A 19,111-nucleotide genomic window follows, 5' to 3' on the forward strand; every position below is an offset into this window, starting at 1 on the left:
AACTTCGATGTCTGAACTCCAGGCCGTCCTGTTCGACATGGACGGCACGTTGCTCGACTCGGAACGGCTCTGGGACGTCGCCGTCTACGAACTCTCCGCTCGGCTGGGCCGCGAGCTGACGCACGAGGTCCGGGAGTCGACGCTGGGCAACTCCATGCAGGGTGCGCTGGCCAAGGTGTTCGCTCACGTGGGCCGCGAGGCGACGCCGAAGAACCTCGCCGAAGCCGCGGAGTGGCTGAACGGGCGCGTCCGGGTGCTGTTCGCCGAGGGCCTGCCGTGGCTGCCCGGGGCCGCGGAGACCCTGGATGCGGTGAAGGCCGCCGGCCTGGGCTGCGCGCTGGTCACCAACACCGAACGGGCCCTCACCGAGGTCGCGCTCGAGACGCTCGGTCGACACCGGTTCGACGCCACCGTGTGTGGCGACGAGGTCGCCTCCGCCAAGCCGGCGCCCGACCCGTACCTGCGGGCGGCCCGCCTGCTCGGGGTCGACACGACGTCCTGTGTCGCCGTCGAGGACTCGCCCACGGGGACGCAGGCCGCGAGCACCGCCGGGTGCGCGGTTCTGGTCGTCGGCACCGAGGTGCCGGTGCCCGCGGGACCCGGGCGTACGTTCCGCAACGGCCTCGTCGGCGTCACCGTGGACGAGCTCCGCGACGTCGCTTCGCGGCGACCCGCGTGACAGTCACGCGGCGACCCGCGTGACCGCTGCAGATCGCGTCGCCGCGGCGTGGAACAATCTAGCCCCGTGAAGAACTTCGATTCCCTGTTCGCCGAGCTCACCGATCGTGCCGCGACCCGCCCCGAGGGGTCGGGCACGGTGGCTGCGTTGGACGCCGGCGTGCATGCGCAGGGGAAGAAGGTTCTCGAGGAGGCCGGCGAGGTCTGGATCGCCGCGGAGCACGAGTCCGACGAGGCCCTGGCCGAGGAGATTTCGCAGCTTCTCTACTGGGTGCAGGTGCTCATGGTGGGCAGGAACATCTCGCTCGAGGACGTCTACCGACATCTGTGACGCCCGCCGTCGACCCTCCCTCCCACTGCAAGCCGAAAGTCGAACCATGTTGCGTGTCGCCGTTCCCAACAAGGGCGCCCTGTCCGAACTCGCCGCCGAGATCCTGACGGAGGCGGGCTACCGTCGCCGCTCCGATTCTCGGGATCTCACCGTGCTCGACCCCGCCAACAACGTCGAGTTCTTCTTCCTCCGTCCGAAGGACATCGCCATCTACGTCGGGTCGGGGGAGTTGGACCTCGGCATCACCGGGCGCGACCTCGCGCTCGATTCCGGTGCACCCGTGGCGGAGCGCCTCGCCCTGGGCTTCGGGTCCAGTACGTTCCGGTACGCCGCGCCCGCGGGCCGGGACTGGTCCCCGGAGGATCTCGCGGGGCTCCGCATCGCCACCTCCTACCCCAACCTGGTGCGCGCCGATCTCGCCCGACGCGGCCTCGAGGCCACCGTCATCCGGCTCGACGGCGCCGTCGAGATCTCGATCCAGCTCGGTGTGGCCGACGCCATCGCCGACGTCGTCGGCTCCGGACGCACACTGCGTCAACACGATCTGGTGGCCTTCGGCGAATCGCTGTGCGACTCCGAGGGTGTGCTCATCGAGCGCGAGGGGTCCGACGGCGACGACCGCGCCCGTAACCAGTTGATCGCCCGCGTGCAGGGGGTGGTGTTCGCCCAGCAGTACCTGATGCTGGATTACGACTGCCCCCGCACGCTGCTCGACCAGGCGGTCGAGATCACCCCCGGACTCGAGTCGCCCACCCTGTCGCCGCTGGCCGACGAGGCGTGGGTGGCCATCCGCGCGATGGTGCCGCGCAAGGGCCACAACGCGGTGATGGATCGCCTCGCGGATCTGGGTGCGAAAGCGATTCTGGCGTCCGACATCCGGTCCTGCCGGGCGTTCTAGGTCCGCGCACGCACCTCGAGCGTCTGGAAGGACCGGCCCACGGGGCCGTGCTCGTCGTGCAGGACGGCCGAGCACAGCCCGACGCCGTCGTCGCTCAGCGCGGTGCTCGCCTGCACCCCGACCCACTCACCGCGCGGCACGCGCACGACCTCCACGGTGAGGTCGGTGTTGAGGAACGTGTGGCGGGTGGGATCGAGGCGTGCGGCGACGCCGTTGGCGATGTCGGCGACGGCGAACAGTCGCACGATCGGTGAGGTCGACTCGCCCAGCACCACAGGGTGTTTCGGCCGGGCCCAGACCGATCCGGGCCCGTCGTCGGTGGCGGGTTCGCCACCGCGGAAGTCGAGACTGTCGAGGAACCCGCCGTGCCAGTGCTCGGGGAAGACCCACCGGGACTCGCTCTCGTGCGGGCCCGGACGCAGCGGCGCGTCGACATCGTGCGCGACGTCGGCCGTGTCGGAGGTGGCGATGCGCCATCCGGTCGCCCGAGCGACCGCACGCGCGGTGCCGTCCGGACCGTCCGCGACCAGCTCCGCCGACAGCATCGACACGCGGCGCCCGGGCCGTTCCACCCGGGCACGCACGTCCAGCTCGCCGACCGGAATCGGCCCGAGGATCTCCATGGAGACCCGAGCGAGGCGACTGCCCTCCTGCGGCGCGCACTGCTCGAGCGCGCGGGCGAGCAGCGCGGACGGGGGAGCGCCGTGCTGCATCGTCTCCGCCCACACGCTGGTGGTGAAGGCCGTCGCGCGGACGCTCGCGTAGCCCTCGCGCCGCGCCGCGATCGGCACGAAGAGGGCGGTCACGACACCGCCTCCGCCCCGGGCCACCCGGGATACTCGGGCGGTGTGCCGCCGAAGGACGGGCACAGCGCCTGGTAATCGCACCACGAACACAACCGGCTCTTGCGGGGCCTGAAGTCCCCGGTCTCGCCGGCGGTGCGGATGGCGGCCCAGATGGCCGTCAGCGTCCGCTCGAACCGGACGAGCTCGTCGGCGTCCGGTGTGTAGGTGAGTTCCTGACCGTCCGCGAGGAAGATCAGCTTGAGCTGCGCGGGCACCACGCCGCGGGTGCGCAGCAGCACCAGCGCGTAGAACTTCATCTGGAACAGCGACTTGGGCTCGGCGAGCTCGCGCGGAGCGCGGCCAGTCTTGTAGTCGACCACCCGAACGGCGCCGCTGGGGGCGACGTCGATGCGGTCGACGATGCCACGCAGCACCACGCCGTCGGCCAGTTCGGTCTCGACCGACTGCTCGCAGGACTCCGGCTCGAAGCGGGTGGGATCCTCCAGCGCGTAGTACCCGGCGACCAGCGCCTGCGCCTCCGCCAGGAACTTCTCCACCTCGTGCTCGGCCACCACGTCACCGGCGAACTCGCGCTCGGCCTTCACCTCGTCCCACGACTGGTCGATCAGCGCGACCGCGCGTTCGGTCACGCGATCCGCCGCCGGCAGTCCGAAGAGGTTCTCGAGCACGCGGTGGACGAGGGTGCCGCGCAGCTGCGCCTTGGACGGGGGCGCCGGGATGCGGTCGATGGCGCGGAACCGGTAGAGCAGCGGGCACTGCTTGTAATCGGCTGCGCGGGAGGGCGACAGCGCCGGACGACGCCGTACCCGCGGTTCGGTGGAGATGCTCACGGCTCACGACACTAAGCCCGACCACCGACAACCGCGGGCACCTGCCCTACAGTTCTCGAGGCGCGTCGCGCGTCCCGTGATCCCCGTTCGAGAGGAACCCCCCACCGTGGAGCCCACCGGCACCGAGTCCGCACCGAGCCGGAGCGGACCCTTCCGGGTGGGCGACCGGGTCCAGCTCACCGACGCGAAGGGTCGGCACTACACGGTGGTGCTCGAGGAGGGCAAGGAATTCCACACCCACCGCGGCGGCATCCGTCATCAGGATCTGCTCGGCGCCGACGAGGGCTCGGTGGTCACGTCCACCAACGGCACGCCGTACCTCGCCCTGCGTCCGCTGCTCGTGGACTACGTGCTCTCCATGCCCCGCGGCGCGCAGGTCATCTACCCCAAGGACGCCGCGCAGATCGTGCACGAGGGCGACGTCTTCCCCGGCGCCCGTGTCCTGGAGGCCGGCGCCGGGTCCGGCGCCCTCACGTGCTCGTTGCTGCGCGCGGTGGGGGAGTCCGGACGGGTCGTCTCCTACGAGGTGCGCGACGACCACGCCGAGCACGCCGTCCGCAACGTCGAGACGTTCTTCGGAACGCGCCCGGCGAACTGGGATCTGGTGATCGACGACGTCGCCGCGTTCGACGTCGCGCGGCACGGCGGTCTCGTCGACCGCGTGGTGCTCGACATGCTCGCGCCGTGGGACGCCCTGCCGGCGGTGTCGCAGGCGATCGTCCCCGGGGGCGTGCTCATCGTGTACGTGGCCACCACCACTCAGCTGTCGAAGGTGGTCGAGGCGTTGCGGGCGCAGGAGTGCTGGACCGAACCGCGATCGTGGGAGTCCATGGTGCGCGGGTGGCACGTCGTCGAACTCTCCGTCCGGCCCGAGCACCGCATGCAGGGCCACACCGCGTTCCTCGTCTCCGCCCGCCGTCTCGCCGAGGGCACGGTCACCCCCAAGCCGCAGCGGCGGGCGGGCAAGACGGGGAACACGCCCGCCTGACGGCCGCCGCGACTCCCGGCCGCTGACCTCGACGTCCCGCACGTTCCCGTATCTGGCGGTAGCGTTGATCGATACGTTTCGGGAGGAGTCCTGCATGAGCCCTACTGATCACTCGGACCAGGCCGCACTGGCGGCGGAACTCGAGTCGCTGCGCGCGGAAGCCGCTGCCCTTCGTCGTCAACTCGCGTCGACCCGTGGGGGAACACTGCCGTCCGCCGAGGTGCGGGACCTCGAGAACAAGATCGACACGCTGACCACGCGCAACGGCAAGCTGCTCGAGACCCTGAAGGAGGCGCGCCAGCAGCTCATCGCGCTGCGCGAGGAGGTCGATCGACTCGGCGCCCCGCCCAGCGGGTACGGCGTCCTGGTCCACGTCTTCGACGACGGCAACGTCGACGTCTTCACCTCGGGCCGCAAGATGCGCCTGTCCTGCTCGCCCAACATCGACGTCGACGCCCTGCGTCCCGGCCAGACGGTGCGGCTGAACGAGGCCCTGACCATCGTCGAGGCGTGCGAGTTCGAGCGCGTCGGCGAGATCTCGGCGCTGCGGGAGGTGCTCGACGACGGCCGCCGCGCGCTGGTGGTCGGCCATGCCGACGAGGAGCGCGTCGTCTGGTTGGCCACGCCGCTGCAGGAGATGAACGACGACGAGTCGCCGGAGGATCCGGACGGACCGTCGCGGCGGCTGCGTCCCGGCGATTCCCTGCTGGTCGACACCAAGGCCGGCTACGCGTTCGAGCGCATCCCCAAGGCCGAGGTCGAGGACCTGGTGCTCGAGGAGGTGCCGGACGTCGGCTACGAGGACATCGGCGGCCTCGGTCGGCAGATCGAGCAGATCCGGGACGCGGTGGAGCTGCCGTTCCTGCACAAGGATCTGTTCCGCGAGTACGCGCTGCGTCCGCCGAAGGGTGTGCTGCTCTACGGCCCGCCCGGGTGCGGAAAGACCTTGATCGCCAAGGCCGTCGCAAACTCCCTGGCCAAGAAGATCGCGGAGGCCAAGGGCGAGGACGCGCGCGAGGCCAAGTCGTTCTTCCTCAACATCAAGGGCCCGGAGCTGCTGAACAAGTTCGTCGGCGAGACCGAGCGGCACATCCGGCTCATCTTCCAGCGGGCTCGCGAGAAGGCGTCCGAGGGCACCCCGGTGATCGTGTTCTTCGACGAGATGGACTCCATCTTCCGCACCCGCGGGTCAGGCGTGTCGTCCGATGTCGAGACCACCGTGGTACCGCAGTTGCTGGCCGAGATCGACGGCGTCGAGGGCCTCGAGAACGTCATCGTCATCGGCGCCTCGAACCGCGAGGACATGATCGACCCGGCCATCCTGCGGCCCGGCCGCCTGGACGTGAAGATCAAGATCGAGCGTCCCGACGCCGAGTCGGCGCTGGACATCTTCTCGAAGTACCTCGACGAGTCGCTGCCCGTCGCGGCCGACGATCTGGCCGAGTTCGGCGGCGATCGTGCCGCCTGCATCCGCGCGATGATCGAGCGGGTCGTGGAGCGGATGTACGCCGAGAGCGACGACAACCGGTTCCTCGAGGTCACGTACGCCAACGGCGACAAGGAGGTCCTGTACTTCAAGGACTTCAATTCGGGCGCGATGATCCAGAACATCGTCGACCGGGCGAAGAAGTACGCCATCAAGTCGGTGCTCGACACCGGGACCAAGGGCCTGAGTGTCCAACATCTCTTCGACTCCATCGTCGACGAGTTCGCGGAGAACGAGGACCTGCCCAACACCACCAACCCGGACGACTGGGCGCGCATCTCCGGCAAGAAGGGGGAGCGCATCGTCTACATCCGCACCCTCGTCACCGGCAAGAACGCGAGCACCAGTCGATCCATTGACACCGAGTCGAACACCGGCCAGTACCTGTAGTCCGACGCCGGACCGGCCGCCCGAGCCCCCGCGAGCACCCGCTCGCGGGGGCTCGTCGTCTCTCCTGGCCTAGGCTCGAATCATGGAGCGCATCATCGGTGTCGAGGTCGAGTACGGCATCTCGTCACCCACCGAGCCGACGGCCAACCCGATTCTCACGTCCACCCAGGCCGTCCTGGCGTACGCGGCGGCGGCCGGGGTGCCCCGAGCCAAGCGCACCCGGTGGGACTACGAGGTGGAGTCGCCGCTGCGGGACGCCCGCGGATTCGACCTCGGTCGCTTCAGCGGGCCGGCGCCGGTGATCGATGCCGACGAGGTCGGCGCGGCCAACATGATCCTCACCAACGGAGCCCGGCTCTACGTCGACCACGCGCATCCGGAGTACTCCGCCCCGGAGGTCCGCGACCCGCTCGACGCGGTGATCTGGGACAAGGCGGGCGAGCGCGTCATGGAGGCGGCCGCCCGACACGCCTCGTCGGTGCCCGGAGCACCCCGGCTTCAGCTGTACAAGAACAACGTCGACGGCAAGGGTGCCTCCTACGGCACCCACGAGAACTACCTCATGTCCCGCGAGACGCCCTTCTCGGCCATCGTGGCGGGACTGTCGCCGTTCTTCGCCTCGCGGCAGGTCTTCACGGGCTCGGGACGCGTCGGGCTGGGGCAGTCGGGTGACGAGCCGGGCTTCCAACTCTCGCAGCGCGCCGACTACATCGAGGTCGAGGTCGGGCTCGAGACGACGCTCAAGCGCGGCATCATCAACACCCGCGACGAGCCGCACGCCGACGCCGACAAATACCGCCGCCTGCACGTCATCATCGGCGACGCGAACCTCGCCGAAATGGCCACCTATCTCAAGGTGGGGACGACCGCGCTGGTCCTCGACGTCATCGAGGCGGGGGTCGACCTGACGGATCTGCAGCTCGCCCGGCCGGTGACGGCCGTCCACCGCATCAGCCACGATCCGACGCTCCGCACCACGGTCGCACTGGCCGACGGCCGCGAGCTGACGGCGTTGGCGCTCCAACGCATCTACCTCGAACGGGTCTCGCGCCATCTGGACAGCCGCGGCGAGCGGGATCCGCGGGCGGACGACGTCGTCGAGAAGTGGGCGATGATCCTGGACAAGCTCGAGCGTGACCCGATGGAATGCGCGACCCTGCTCGACTGGCCCGCGAAACTGCGTCTCCTCGGGGGATTCCGCACGCGGGAGAACCTGGGGTGGTCGGCGCCGCGCCTGCATCTGGTGGACCTGCAGTACTCCGACGTCCGCCTCGACAAGGGGCTCTACAACCGCCTCGTCGCGCGCGGGTCGATGGAGCGCCTGGTCACCGAGCAGCAGGTCATGGACGCGGTCTCCACGCCGCCGTCGGACACGCGGGCCTACTTCCGCGGGGAATGCCTGCGGCGCTTCGGCTCCGACATCGCCGCCGCCAGCTGGGACTCCGTCATCTTCGATCTCGGCGGGGAGTCGCTGGTGCGCATCCCCACGCTCGAGCCGCTGCGGGGGAGCAAGGCCCACGTGGGCGCGTTGCTCGACTCGGTGGATTCGGCCGCCGAACTGGTCGATCAACTCACCGGCTGATCCGCCCGACCGCGCGTTGCCACCCCCGCCCGCGACGCGCTCGGTAGGCTCGAAGATCCACGCGACGAACCGGTGGTACGACGAGGAGGCCCGCAATGGCACAAGAGCAGACCACACGCTCCGGTGGTGGCGACGACGACGAAGGCGGCGCCGAGGGCGCATCGGGCCAGGAGCGCCGGGAGAAGCTCGCCGAGGAGACCGACGATCTGCTCGACGAGATCGACGACGTGCTCGAGGAGAACGCCGAGGACTTCGTGCGGGCCTACGTTCAGAAGGGTGGCCAGTGACGGAACCCGAGCGCCGCAACACGGGCGACACCCTCGCCTACGGTTCCCCGTTCTCGTCCTTCACCGATCACCTGCGGGCGTACGCGCCGCACCTGTTGCCGGAGAACCGATTCCGCTCGGATCCCACGACGGAGCTCGCGCAGGAGGCCGCCATGAGCGACATCGCGCCGCACGGCACCACGATCGTCGCGGTCACCTACGACGGCGGCGTGATCCTCGCCGGTGACCGTCGGGCGACGCAGGGCAACCTGATCGCGAGCCGCGACGTGGAGAAGGTCTACGTCACCGACGAGTACTCGGCGGCCGGTATCGCGGGCACCGCCGGCCTGGCCATCGAGTTGGTCCGGCTGTTCGCCGTCGAGCTCGAGCACTACGAGAAGATCGAGGGCGTTCCCCTCACCTTCAACGGCAAGGCGAACAAGCTGTCGTCGATGGTGCGGGCCAATCTCGGTGCGGCCATGCAGGGCCTGGCCGTGGTTCCGCTGCTCGTGGGGTACGACCTCGACGCCGCGGACGCCCGGCGTGCCGGGCGCATCGTCTCCTACGACGTGGTCGGCGGCCGGTACGAGGAACGGTCCGGATACCACGCGGTGGGGTCGGGCTCGCTGTTCGCGAAGTCGGCCATGAAGAAGCTCTACCGTGACGGGCTCACCGAGGACGACGCACTGAGGGTGGCGGTCGAGGCGCTCTACGACGCCGCGGACGACGATTCCGCCACGGGCGGGCCCGATCTGGTGCGCGGCATCCTGCCCACGGCCGTGACCATCGGTGCGAGCGGAGCAGCGTTCGTCGAGTCGACGCGCACCGAGGCCCTGGCCCGGGCGATCGTGCAGGACCGCACGGAAGGGGGACAGCGCCGATGACCATGCCGTACTACGCGTCCGCCGAGCAGATCATGCGCGATCGCTCGGAGTTGGCGCGAAAGGGAATCGCCCGCGGGCGCAGTGTCGTCGTCCTGACGTACGCCGACGGGGTGCTCTTCGTCGCCGAGAACCGATCGTCGGCGCTGCACAAGGTCAGCGAGCTGTACGACCGGCTCGGCTTCGCCGCCGTGGGGAAGTACAACGAGTTCGAGAACCTGCGCCGCGCGGGCATCGTGCACGCCGACACCAAGGGCTACACCTACGACCGCGCGGACGTCACCGGCCGCTCGCTGGCCAAGGCGTACGCCCAGACCCTGGGCACCATCTTCACCGAGCAACTCAAGCCCTACGAGGTGGAGATCTGTGTCGCGGAGGTGCCCCGGCCGGGCGAATCCGGTGTGCCGCAGCTCTATCGGATCACCTACGACGGGTCCATCGTCGACGAGCGTGACTTCGTGGTGATGGGCGGGACCACCGAGCCCATCACGGCGGCGCTGCGGGAGGCGTACCGCGGCGATCTCGACCTGGCGTCGGCGGTCGGTATCGCGATCACCGCGCTGCAGGACGGGACGTCGGCTCCGACCAACGGAGGCGGCGAGCCGGCGGAACGCCGGGTGCTCGAGGTGGCCAGTCTGGAAGTGGCCGTGCTGGAACGCCATCGGCCGCGGCGGGCGTTTCGCCGCATCGGGGGAGCGGCGCTCGAGGAGCTGCTGCCGTCGTCGGGTACCGGGTCCGTCGACCCGCCCGCCGGGACGGGGTCCGATCAGCCGACGCCGCCCGGTCCGTAGACCGTGAGGAGCGAGGGTCGGGCTTCGAAATCGAAAGCCCGGCCCTCGCCCGCGATCTCGCCGTCGACGGCCACCGCGACGGGTGGACCGTCGTGCCGGACCGACAGCGTCGTCACCCGCTCCTGTCGATAGGTCGGTGACGAGCCGAGGCTGCCGGTCAGGGCGGCCAGCGCGAGGCGGGTCCGCGAGAACCGAATCCGCGCCCGCAAGTAGCGCACGTCGAGGACGCCGCCCGCGATCGACGGCCGCGACATCGGCACCTGATCGGCCGGGGCGTAGCTTCCGTTGCCCACGAACAACATCCAGACCGGATCGACGCGCCCGCCGACGACGGCGTGCAACGGCCGCGCGACGGCGAGGACGGCCACCATCGCGGCCGCCGCGGCGGGCCACTTTCCCACGCGGTCCGTCCATCGATCGCGCAGCCGCACCGTGTCCGGGTAGCCGCCGATGCTCGCGGTGTTGACGAACAGCGTCGGCTCCCCGCCGTCGATGGTCACGCTGCCGAGATCCACCCGCGCCGCATGCCCCTGTTCGACGGCGGCCGCGGTGGTGGACACCCGCGTCAGACCGATGTCACGCGCGAAGTGGTTGAGCGTGCCGCCGGGGAAGACGGCGAGCGGCAGCTCGGTCCGGACCGCGGCGGCGACCGCCGCGGCCACCGTGCCGTCGCCGCCGCACACGCCGAGTGCGTGGACGGACCCGTCGACCTCGGCCTGCAATCGTGCCGAGAAGTCCTCGCCCTCGTCCGGCTGGACGAACCGTACGTCCGGGAGCGCCTCGGCCACCGCGGCGACCACCTCCGAATTGTGTGTTCCCGCAGCAGGATTGACCAGGACGACCAGCCCCCGGCCTCGATGCAGAGCAGGGGCCGAGCCGCGCCCGCCCACCTGCGCGGGGGTGGCCGAGCGCACCGCCCACCACCGCCGGGTCGCCAGTGCGACGCCGGCTCCGACGCCCGCGCCGACCACGACGTCGGACGGCCAGTGGACCCCCACGTGGACACGGGAGTACGCGACCGCGAGGGCGAGGGGCGCGACGAGCACCCCGGCGACGGGAGACTCCAGAGCGACACCCGTCGCGAACGCCGCCGCGGACGCCGCATGACCCGACGGGAACGACGACGAGACGGGGCGGACGCCGAGCCGACGCAGGGCCGGCACCTCGAGAGCCGGAGGTCGGTCGCGCGGGAGCAGGGGCTTGAGAACGCCGTTGGCCACGGAACTGGCGCCGGCGACGGCGAGCAGGCCGCGGACCGCCCCGCGACGGCGGGCACCACCCGTGGCGCCGAGCGCGCCGGCCACGAGCACCCACAGCACGCTGTGGTTCGCCAGGGAGGTGAGGCCGCGCAGGACGGGATCGGCCGGTCCGGGCCGGGTCGCGTAGCTCGACCGGACCAGCGCGAGATCGACGGCTCGGGTCCGGTTGCGAAGCGATCGTGCGCTCATCGCTGCCACCCTACGGTCCGCCGGTGGTTGTACTGTCGAGTCGTGGAGCGACGAATCATGGGGATCGAGACGGAGTTCGGTGTCACGTGCACGTTCCACGGACATCGTCGACTCAGCCCGGACGAGGTGGCGCGCTATCTCTTCCGGCGCGTGGTGTCGTGGGGGCGCAGTTCCAACGTGTTCCTTCGCAACGGTGCGCGGCTCTACCTCGACGTCGGGTCGCACCCCGAGTACGCCACGGCCGAGTGCGATTCGCTCGAGCAACTGGTCGCGCACGATCGGGCCGGGGAGCGGGTCCTCGAGGACCTGCTGATCGACGCCGAGCAGAGGTTGTCCGACGAGGGCATCGGCGGCGACATCTACCTGTTCAAGAACAACACCGACTCGGCGGGCAACTCGTACGGCTGCCACGAGAACTACCTCGTCGTCCGCGCGGGGGAGTTCTCCCGCATCTCGGACGTTCTGCTGCCGTTCCTCGTCACGCGCCAGCTGATCTGCGGCGCCGGGAAGGTTCTGCAGACCCCGAAGGCGGCTGCGTTCTGCCTGTCCCAGCGCGCGGAGCACATCTGGGAAGGCGTCTCCTCGGCCACCACGCGGTCCCGGCCCATCATCAACACGCGCGACGAACCGCACGCCGACGCCGAGAAGTACCGCCGGCTGCACGTGATCGTCGGCGACTCGAACATGGCCGAGCCCACCACCATGCTCAAGGTCGGCAGCGCCGCGCTGGTCCTCGAGATGATCGAGGCGGGCGTGTCCTTCCGAGACTTCGCGCTGGACAACCCCATCCGCGCCATCCGCGAGGTCTCGCACGATCCGACCGGTCGACGGCCGGTGCGCCTGGCCGGCGGACGGCAGGCAAGTGCGCTCGAGGTGCAGCGCGAGTACCACGCACGGGCCGTCGAGCACCTGCGCAACCGCACGCCCGACGTGCGGATGGAACAGGTCGTGGACCTGTGGGGCCGCACCCTCGACGCGGTCGAGGCCCAGGACTTCGCCAAGGTCGACACCGAGATCGACTGGGTCATCAAGCGCAAGCTGTTCGAGCGCTACCAGGACCGGTACTCGATGGACCTCTCGGATCCGAAGATCGCGCAGCTCGACCTCGCGTACCACGACATCAAGCGCGGCCGGGGCGTCTTCGACGTCCTGCAACGCAAAGGCCTGGTCACCCGGATCACCGAGGACGCCGCGATCGACGAGGCCGTGGACACACCGCCGCAGACGACGCGCGCCAAGCTGCGGGGGGAGTTCATCGCCGCCGCCCAGAACGCCGGGCGCGACTTCACCGTCGACTGGGTGCACCTCAAGCTCAACGACCAGGCTCAGCGCACCGTGCTGTGCAAGGACCCGTTCCGGTCCGTCGACGAGCGGGTCGAACGGCTCATCGCCTCCATGTGAGCGTTCGTCCCCGGGTCGGCGTTGCGCCGCCGGGCACGGGGGAGCCGACCCACTAGTCTGGGTCGGTGGCGGTGTCCAAAGTCGAACGACTCATGAACCTGGTGATCTGCCTGCTCTCCACCCGGCAGTTCCTCACCGCGGAGCGCATCCGTGCGTCCGTCGCCGGCTACGAGGAGTCGGTCAGCGACGAGGCGTTCGGGCGCATGTTCGAGCGCGACAAGAACGAACTCCGCGATCTCGGAGTGCCGTTGGAGACCGGCCAGCTGTCCCGGTTCTCCACCACCGAGGGCTACCGCATCAACCGCGATCGCTACGAGCTTCCCGACATCGACCTGGCGCAGGACGAGGCCGCCGCCGTGGCCGTGGCGGTGCAGCTGTGGGAATCCCCCGAGCTCACCTCCGCCGCGCAGAGCGCGATGCTCAAGCTTCGCGCCGCCGGGGTCCAGGTGGACACCGAGCACTCGCCCGCGGCCGTGACCGCCATTCCGGCCCGCAGTCGAGGATCGGAACCCGCGCTCGGCAAGTTGCTCGCCGCCATCGACGCGGGCAAGTCCGTCCGCTTCCCGCACCGCGCCTCGCCCACGGCGGAGGCCGTCACGCGCACGGTCGAGCCGTGGGCCGTCGTCACGCAGTCCGGACGGTGGTACCTCGTCGGTCACGACGTCGATCGTCGAGACGTCCGCACCTTTCGACTGTCGCGGATCGGTGACGACGTCGTCGCGTTCGGCCGCGCGGGGTCGGTGCGCAAGCCGGACGACGTCGACCCGGCCGCGCTGGTCGCCCGCCTCCGCGGCACCGGGGGCGTCGCCGGGACGGCGCGGGTCTGGGTGGCCGACGGGCGCGCCGAGGAGGTGCGGCGGTTGGGATCGGTAACCGAGACCCGCACCGTCGCCGGTCGCGCGGGCGAGGTCGTCGACCTGTCGGTGCGGTCCTGGGAGTGGGTGGCCCGGGTGATCGCCGGCCACGGGGCCGACGCGATCGTGCTGGAGCCGGAGGAGCTCCGCGACCAGGTGGTCCGCATCCTCACCGGGGTCGCGGACCGCGACGGAATCGGCGAAGTCGCGGACCGCGACGGAATCGGCGAAGTCGCGGACCGCGACGGTGCGGCGGTGTCGCCGTGAGCGTTCGCCTGTCGTCGCGCCTGGCGCGGCTGCTCAACCTGGTGCCGTACTTCATCGCCAACCCCGGGATCAGCGCGGCCGACGCGGCCGCGGAGCTGGGGGTCACCACCAAGCAGCTGATGGAGGACCTGAATCAGCTGTGGATGTGCGGCCTGCCGGGCTACGGCCCCGGCGATCTCATCGACCTCTCCTTCTCCGAGGAGAGCATCCAGGTGACCTTCTCCGCCGGTATCGACCGTCCGTTGCGGCTGACGTCGACCGAGGCGACGGCGCTGCTCATCGCCCTGCGGTCGCTGGTGGAGATGCCCGGCATGGTGGACCCGACGGCCGCCCACCGCGCCATCGCCAAGATCGAACAGGCGGCCGGAGTCGCCGCACCGACGTCGGGACCCGCCGACGACGACGCGCCGGAGGAGAGTCCCGCCGTCGCCACCGTGCGCGGGGCATTGGCCCGGGGACGTGCTCTCGATCTGACGTACTACTCCGCGTCACGGGACGTGGTGTCCATGCGGACCGTCGACCCGGTACGGATCGTCCTGGTGGACGAGCACAGCTATCTGCAGGCGTGGTGCCGCTCCGCCGAGGGTGTGCGACTGTTCCGGCTCGACCGCATCGACGCCGCCACCGAACGAGCCGAGCCGTCGACCCCGCCCGAGAGGGCCGTGGGCGGCGACGAGGCGTTGGACCTGTTCCACGACGACCCGTCGCTGCCGGTCGCGCGCCTGCTCGTCCGGCCCGACCACATCTGGATCCTCGACTACTACCCGATGGTGCGCGTGCTCGATCATGCCGACGGGTCGGTCGAGGTCACCATGCGGTTCGCCACGTTGGACTGGATGTCCCGGTTGGCGATCGGCCTGGGTTCGGGCGTGACGGTGCTCGGACCGGACGAGCTGGTCGGGGCCGTCACCGAACGGTCGCGCGCGGCGCTCGCGGCGTATCGGCAGGCGCGAGAGGCAGCCGATGAACACTGAGCGAATCCTGCGGTTCCGGGCCGATTCACGGCCGCTGACGCACACCTCGGTCCGGTAGCATCGGCTCCACCGATACTGGGAGGTTTCAACATGGGTGCCCTACAGCCCTGGCACTGGATCGTTCTGATCATCGTGGTCGTTCTGCTCTTCGGATCCAAGAAGCTGCCCGAGGCGGCGCGTGGTCTGGGTCGCTCGATGCGCATCTTCAAGAGCGAGGTCCAGGAGATGCAGAACGACGGCAAGAAGGGCGATGCACCGGCTCCGCAGGCTCCCGCGCAGCAGCCGCCGGCACAGTTGCCGCCCTCCGCCGCGCAGGTCGACCCCAGCCCCGTCGCACCGTCGTCCGACGTGCGCGACGAGCACCCGCGTTCCGCCTGACCGTTCGTTCTCCTCGTCCGCTGCCGTGACCGTTCCGCGGTCACGGCAGCGATGAGTCGATCCGGAAGACTTGATCCGTGCGCATACCGTTCGACCCGCGGCAGAGACGTCGCCGCGTCAATCCCGACGGCACCATGTCGCTGGTCGAGCATCTGTACGAGCTGCGGACGCGGTTGCTCTGGTCGATGTTCGCCGTGCTGCTCACGACGGTGATCGGCTTCTTCTGGTACTCCCACTCCCTGTTCGGCATCGAGTCCCTCGGTGACCTGCTGCGCGGGCCGTACTGTTCGTTGCCGCCGGAGAGTCGCGCCGAGCTCAGTGCGGACGACGCGTGTCGCCTGCTCGCGACGGGGCCGTTCGAGCAGTTCATGCTCCGCTTCAAGGTCGCCATCACCGCGGGCGTCGTGCTCGCCTGCCCGGTGTGGCTGTACCAGATCTGGGCGTTCATCACGCCGGGGCTGTACAAGCACGAGCGTCGCTACGCCGTCGCGTTCGTCACCGCCGCGGCCGCGCTGTTCGTCGCCGGCGCCGTCCTCGCGTACGTCGTCGTGGCCAAGGCCTTGCACTTCCTGCTCACCATCGGCGACAACGTGCAGATCACCGCGCTGAGCGGTGCCGAGTACTTCGGGTTCGTCATCAACCTGCTGGTCATCTTCGGCGTCAGCTTCGAGATCCCGCTGCTCATCGTCGCCCTCAACGCCGTCGGCGTCCTGCGCTACGAGAAACTCCGCAGTTGGCGACGCGGCCTCATCTTCGCGATGTTCGCCTTCGCGGCCGTGGTCACCCCCGGCGGCGATCCCTTCTCCATGACCGCGCTCGCGCTCGCGTTGTGCATCCTCGTCGAGATCGCCATCCAGGTTGCGCGCCTCAACGACCGGCGGCGAGCCCGCCGAGACACCGAACAGTGGGGCGACCTGTCCGACGACGAGGCGTCGCCCCTCGAGACACGGGCCACCCCCGTCGGCACACCGACGCCCGTCGAGAGCGCCCCGACGCCGGTGTCGCGGCCGACGTCGGTCCGACTCGACGAGCGGGCGGACTACTCCGACACGGTCTGACGCCGGTCGACGGTTACTGTGGATTTCGTGTCCACCGAGAGCGACCGCGTCATCGTGGCAGACCTGGACGGGCCCCGGCTGACGGAGTTCACGTCGCTGCTGCCGTTTCCCCTCGATCCGTTCCAACGGCGGGCGTGCCGCGCCCTCGAGGACGGGCACGGAGTTCTCGTCTGCGCTCCCACGGGTGCGGGCAAGACCGTCGTCGGCGAATTCGCCGTCCACCTCGCCCTGTCGTCGGGCGCCAAGTGCTTCTACACGACGCCGATCAAGGCGCTCAGCAATCAGAAGTTCGCCGAGTTGACCGCCCGTTACGGACGCGGCCACGTCGGGCTGCTCACCGGTGACCAGAGCATCAACTCCGATGCGCCGATCGTCGTGATGACCACCGAGGTCCTCCGCAACATGCTGTACGCGGAATCGCCTGCGCTGCGCGGACTCTCGCACGTGGTGATGGACGAGGTGCACTACCTCGCCGACCGGTTCCGCGGCGCCGTGTGGGAGGAGGTCATCCTGCACCTGCCCGAGGACGTCCGGCTGGTCAGTCTCTCCGCGACCGTGAGCAACGCGGAGGAGTTCGGCGCCTGGATGGAGACCGTGCGCGGCAACACGGCCGTCGTGGTGGACGAGACTCGCCCGGTCCCGCTGTGGCAGCACATTCTGGTGGGTCGGCGCCTGTTCGACCTCTTCGACGTCGACGCGAACGCGGGCGCCTCCGGACCGGTGATCGACAAGACGCTCGTCCGCTACGTCAAGGAGAAGGTCAACGCCGAGCGGATGGGTGCCTGGGAAGCACCGCGCGGGCGTGGGCGCTCCGGACGCGGAGGTGGCGGCCGGCCGGGGCGGCCCGAGAGTCGACCCATCCCTCGGCCGGAGGTGATCAAGCTCCTCGACGAGGAAGGCCTGCTGCCGGCGATCACGTTCGTCTTCAGCCGCGCCGGCTGCGACATCGCGGTCGATCAGTGCCTGCGGTCGGGGTTGCGTCTGACCACCGACGAACAGGCGGTGCAGATCGGTGAGGTGATCGAGCGTCACACCGCCGAGATCCCGCGCGGCGACCTCGAGGTGCTGGGGTTCTGGGAATGGCGCGACGCGCTCGAGCGAGGGCTCGCCGCACACCACGCCGGGATGTTGCCGGTGTTCCGCCACACCGTCGAGGAGCTGTTCGTCCGCGGCTTGGTGCGGGCGGTGTTCGCCACCGAGACGCTGGCCCTGGGCATCAACATGCCCGCCCGGACGGTGGTCCTGGAACGTCTGGTCAAGTTCAACGGTGAGACGCACGCCAACCTGTCGCCGGGGGAGTACACCCAGTTGACCGGCCGTGCCGGTCGACGCGGCATCGACGTCGAAGGGCACGCCGTCGTGCTGTGGCAGTCCGGCGTCGAACCGACCGAGGTGGCCGGCCTGGCGACCACGCGCACGTTCCCGCTGCGCAGCTCCTTCCGGCCGTCGTACAACATGGCGATCAACTTGGTCGAGCGGATGGGTGTCGACGCCTCGCGGGCGCTGCTCGAGCGGTCCTTCGCGCAGTATCAGGCCGACGCGTCGGTGGTGGGGCTGGTCCGCGGCATCGAACGTGGCGCGGCCACCCGCAACGAACTGCTGACCAAGCTCGGCGGCGCCGATTCGCCGTACGTGGAGTACACCGAACTGCGTGCGCGGCTGAAGGAACGCGAACGCGAGTTGGAACGCCAGGGCCGCACGGACCGTCGCAACGACGCCGTCACCTCGCTCGTGAGCCTGCGACGCGGCGACGTCATCTCCATCCCGTCGGGCCGACGGTCCGGACTCGCCGTGGTGCTCGAGACCGATGCGAACTCCGTGGACCCGCGGCCCCTGGTGCTGACCGAGGACAAGTGGGCTGGGCGGGTCTCCTCGGCGGACTTTCCGACGCCCGTCTCGGCTCTCGGCTCGATGCGGCTGCCGCGCCACGTCGATCACCGGACGGCCCGCACCCGGCGCGATCTGGCCTCGGCGCTCCGCAGCACCGGCATCACACCGCCGGGACGGGGCCGCCGCGTGCGGTCGTCCGCCGCCGACGACCGAGAACTGTCGACCCTGCGGCGGGCCGTGCGGTCCCACCCGTGTCACACCTGGCCGGACCGCGAGCACCTGGCCCGGTTGGCCGAGAAGTACAGCCGCGTGGAGCGCGAGACCGACGCCATGCGGCAGAAGGTCGCCGCGACCACGAACTCGTTGGCGCGGACGTTCGACCGCATCCTCGCGCTGCTGTCCGAACGGGGATACGTCGAGCACGTCGACGGAGAAGTGCGCGTCACCGAGCGCGGTTCCAAGCTCACCCGGCTCTACTCGGAATCGGATCTACTGGTGGCCGAGTGTCTTGCCGAGGGTGTATGGCGCGGACTCGGACCGGCGGAGCTGGCATCGGTGGTGTCCGCGGTGGTCTTCGAGTCCCGGCAGGAGGGGGAGAGCATGGCGCAGGGCCCCACGGGCAACATCCGTCATGCCCTGGCGCGGACGTTGGCCACGTGGCACGACCTGCGCGCCGACGAGATCCGACTCAAGCTGCCACCCACGCGGGAGCCCGACACCGGCTTCATGATCGCCGTGTACAAGTGGGCGCGGAAAGAGTCCCTCGAGGACGTGCTCTTCGCCGCGGGTCAGCACGGCCGGGCCCTGTCCGGCGGCGATTTCGTCCGATGGTGTCGGCAGGTGATCGACCTCCTCGACCAGATCCGCACGGCCGCCCCCGACACCGAGGTCTCGTCCGCGGCGAGCAAGGCGATCTCGGCGATCCGACGCGGCGTCGTCGCCGTCGACGCCGCCTGACCGGGTACGGTGCGACC

18 protein-coding genes are annotated in these 19,111 nt (G+C 70.1%); 15 read left to right on the top strand and 3 right to left on the bottom strand.

Going from position 1 to position 19,111, the window contains the following annotated elements; all coding sequences use genetic code 11:
• Positions 1–7 precede the first annotated feature (7 nt).
• Genes A3Q40_RS08450 through hisG form a run of 3 tightly spaced genes read left to right on the top strand, consistent with a single transcriptional unit; the run spans position 8 to position 1,907 of the window.
• Complete coding sequence (locus A3Q40_RS08450; RefSeq protein WP_068101285.1) at positions 8–679, top strand: HAD family hydrolase; 672 nt, start codon at positions 8–10, stop codon at positions 677–679.
• A gap of 48 nt (positions 680–727) precedes the next feature.
• Entirely contained in the window at positions 728–1,009 is a 282-nt protein-coding gene (locus A3Q40_RS08455; RefSeq protein WP_170851514.1) for a phosphoribosyl-ATP diphosphatase, read from the top strand.
• A gap of 46 nt (positions 1,010–1,055) precedes the next feature.
• On the top strand, positions 1,056–1,907 hold the full coding sequence (gene hisG, locus A3Q40_RS08460; protein WP_068101290.1) for an ATP phosphoribosyltransferase: 852 nt from the start codon (positions 1,056–1,058) through the stop codon (positions 1,905–1,907).
• On the opposite strand, the gene A3Q40_RS08465 is transcribed toward hisG, so the two are convergent.
• Positions 1,904–2,713, bottom strand: coding sequence for a thioesterase family protein (locus A3Q40_RS08465; RefSeq protein ID WP_068105682.1), 810 nt, complete (start codon positions 2,711–2,713; stop codon positions 1,904–1,906). The genes hisG and A3Q40_RS08465 overlap by 4 nt on opposite strands.
• Complete coding sequence (locus A3Q40_RS08470; RefSeq protein ID WP_371828520.1) at positions 2,710–3,537, bottom strand: RecB family exonuclease; 828 nt, start codon at positions 3,535–3,537, stop codon at positions 2,710–2,712. Before A3Q40_RS08470 ends, A3Q40_RS08465 begins: the two co-directional genes overlap by 4 nt.
• A 112-nt stretch (positions 3,538–3,649) precedes the next feature.
• Between A3Q40_RS08470 and A3Q40_RS08475 the strand changes: the two genes are divergently transcribed.
• The 6 genes from A3Q40_RS08475 to prcA all read left to right on the top strand — a co-directional run bounded on the left by A3Q40_RS08475 (position 3,650) and on the right by prcA (position 9,927).
• Complete coding sequence (locus A3Q40_RS08475; protein ID WP_235606528.1) at positions 3,650–4,531, top strand: tRNA (adenine-N1)-methyltransferase; 882 nt, start codon at positions 3,650–3,652, stop codon at positions 4,529–4,531.
• A 94-nt stretch (positions 4,532–4,625) separates the two neighbouring features.
• Positions 4,626–6,407 (top strand): proteasome ATPase, encoded by a 1,782-nt coding sequence (arc, locus tag A3Q40_RS08480; protein WP_068101299.1) that lies wholly within the window; start codon positions 4,626–4,628, stop codon positions 6,405–6,407.
• 82 nt (positions 6,408–6,489) lie between these two features.
• Positions 6,490–7,989 (top strand): depupylase/deamidase Dop, encoded by a 1,500-nt coding sequence (gene dop / locus A3Q40_RS08485; protein WP_068101302.1) that lies wholly within the window; start codon positions 6,490–6,492, stop codon positions 7,987–7,989.
• 95 nt (positions 7,990–8,084) lie between these two features.
• Entirely contained in the window at positions 8,085–8,276 is a 192-nt protein-coding gene (locus tag A3Q40_RS08490) for a ubiquitin-like protein Pup (RefSeq protein WP_068101305.1), read from the top strand.
• Complete coding sequence (gene prcB / locus A3Q40_RS08495; protein ID WP_068101308.1) at positions 8,273–9,139, top strand: proteasome subunit beta; 867 nt, start codon at positions 8,273–8,275, stop codon at positions 9,137–9,139. The genes A3Q40_RS08490 and prcB overlap by 4 nt, the downstream gene beginning before the upstream one ends.
• The gene (prcA, locus tag A3Q40_RS08500; RefSeq protein ID WP_068101311.1) at positions 9,136–9,927 is read left to right on the top strand and encodes a proteasome subunit alpha; all 792 of its coding nucleotides are present in this window, start codon (positions 9,136–9,138) and stop codon (positions 9,925–9,927) included. The genes prcB and prcA overlap by 4 nt, the downstream gene beginning before the upstream one ends.
• Here the strand turns inward: prcA and A3Q40_RS08505 are convergent.
• On the bottom strand, positions 9,903–11,375 hold the full coding sequence (locus A3Q40_RS08505; RefSeq protein ID WP_068101314.1) for a phosphatase PAP2 family protein: 1,473 nt from the start codon (positions 11,373–11,375) through the stop codon (positions 9,903–9,905). The two genes, prcA and A3Q40_RS08505, sit on opposite strands and share 25 nt — an antisense overlap.
• A gap of 42 nt (positions 11,376–11,417) precedes the next feature.
• Here A3Q40_RS08505 and pafA point away from each other — a divergent pair, with 42 nt between their 5' ends.
• From pafA to A3Q40_RS08535, 6 genes are all read left to right on the top strand, one after another.
• A complete protein-coding gene (gene pafA, locus A3Q40_RS08510; protein WP_201132967.1) occupies positions 11,418–12,776 on the top strand; it encodes a Pup--protein ligase in 1,359 nt (452 codons plus the stop codon).
• Between the two features lie 65 nt (positions 12,777–12,841).
• Positions 12,842–13,897, top strand: a complete 1,056-nt coding sequence (locus tag A3Q40_RS08515) for a helix-turn-helix transcriptional regulator (protein WP_082833833.1) — start codon at positions 12,842–12,844, stop codon at positions 13,895–13,897.
• Positions 13,894–14,871 carry a helix-turn-helix transcriptional regulator gene (locus A3Q40_RS08520; protein WP_068101316.1) on the top strand — a complete coding sequence of 326 codons (978 nt, stop codon included), beginning with the start codon at positions 13,894–13,896 and terminating at the stop codon, positions 14,869–14,871. The genes A3Q40_RS08515 and A3Q40_RS08520 overlap by 4 nt, the downstream gene beginning before the upstream one ends.
• A gap of 90 nt (positions 14,872–14,961) precedes the next feature.
• Positions 14,962–15,249: a Sec-independent protein translocase subunit TatA gene (gene tatA / locus A3Q40_RS08525; protein ID WP_068101319.1), complete on the top strand. Its 288-nt coding sequence runs from the start codon at positions 14,962–14,964 to the stop codon at positions 15,247–15,249.
• Positions 15,250–15,326: 77 nt separating this feature from the next.
• Positions 15,327–16,307 (top strand): twin-arginine translocase subunit TatC, encoded by a 981-nt coding sequence (tatC, locus tag A3Q40_RS08530; RefSeq protein ID WP_068101322.1) that lies wholly within the window; start codon positions 15,327–15,329, stop codon positions 16,305–16,307.
• A gap of 27 nt (positions 16,308–16,334) precedes the next feature.
• On the top strand, positions 16,335–19,094 hold the full coding sequence (locus A3Q40_RS08535; protein ID WP_371831455.1) for a DEAD/DEAH box helicase: 2,760 nt from the start codon (positions 16,335–16,337) through the stop codon (positions 19,092–19,094).
• Positions 19,095–19,111 lie beyond the last annotated feature (17 nt).

Origin of the sequence: Rhodococcus sp. PBTS 1 (genome assembly GCF_001620025.1) — a bacterium.
GTDB classification, from domain to species: domain Bacteria; phylum Actinomycetota; class Actinomycetes; order Mycobacteriales; family Mycobacteriaceae; genus Rhodococcoides; species Rhodococcoides kroppenstedtii.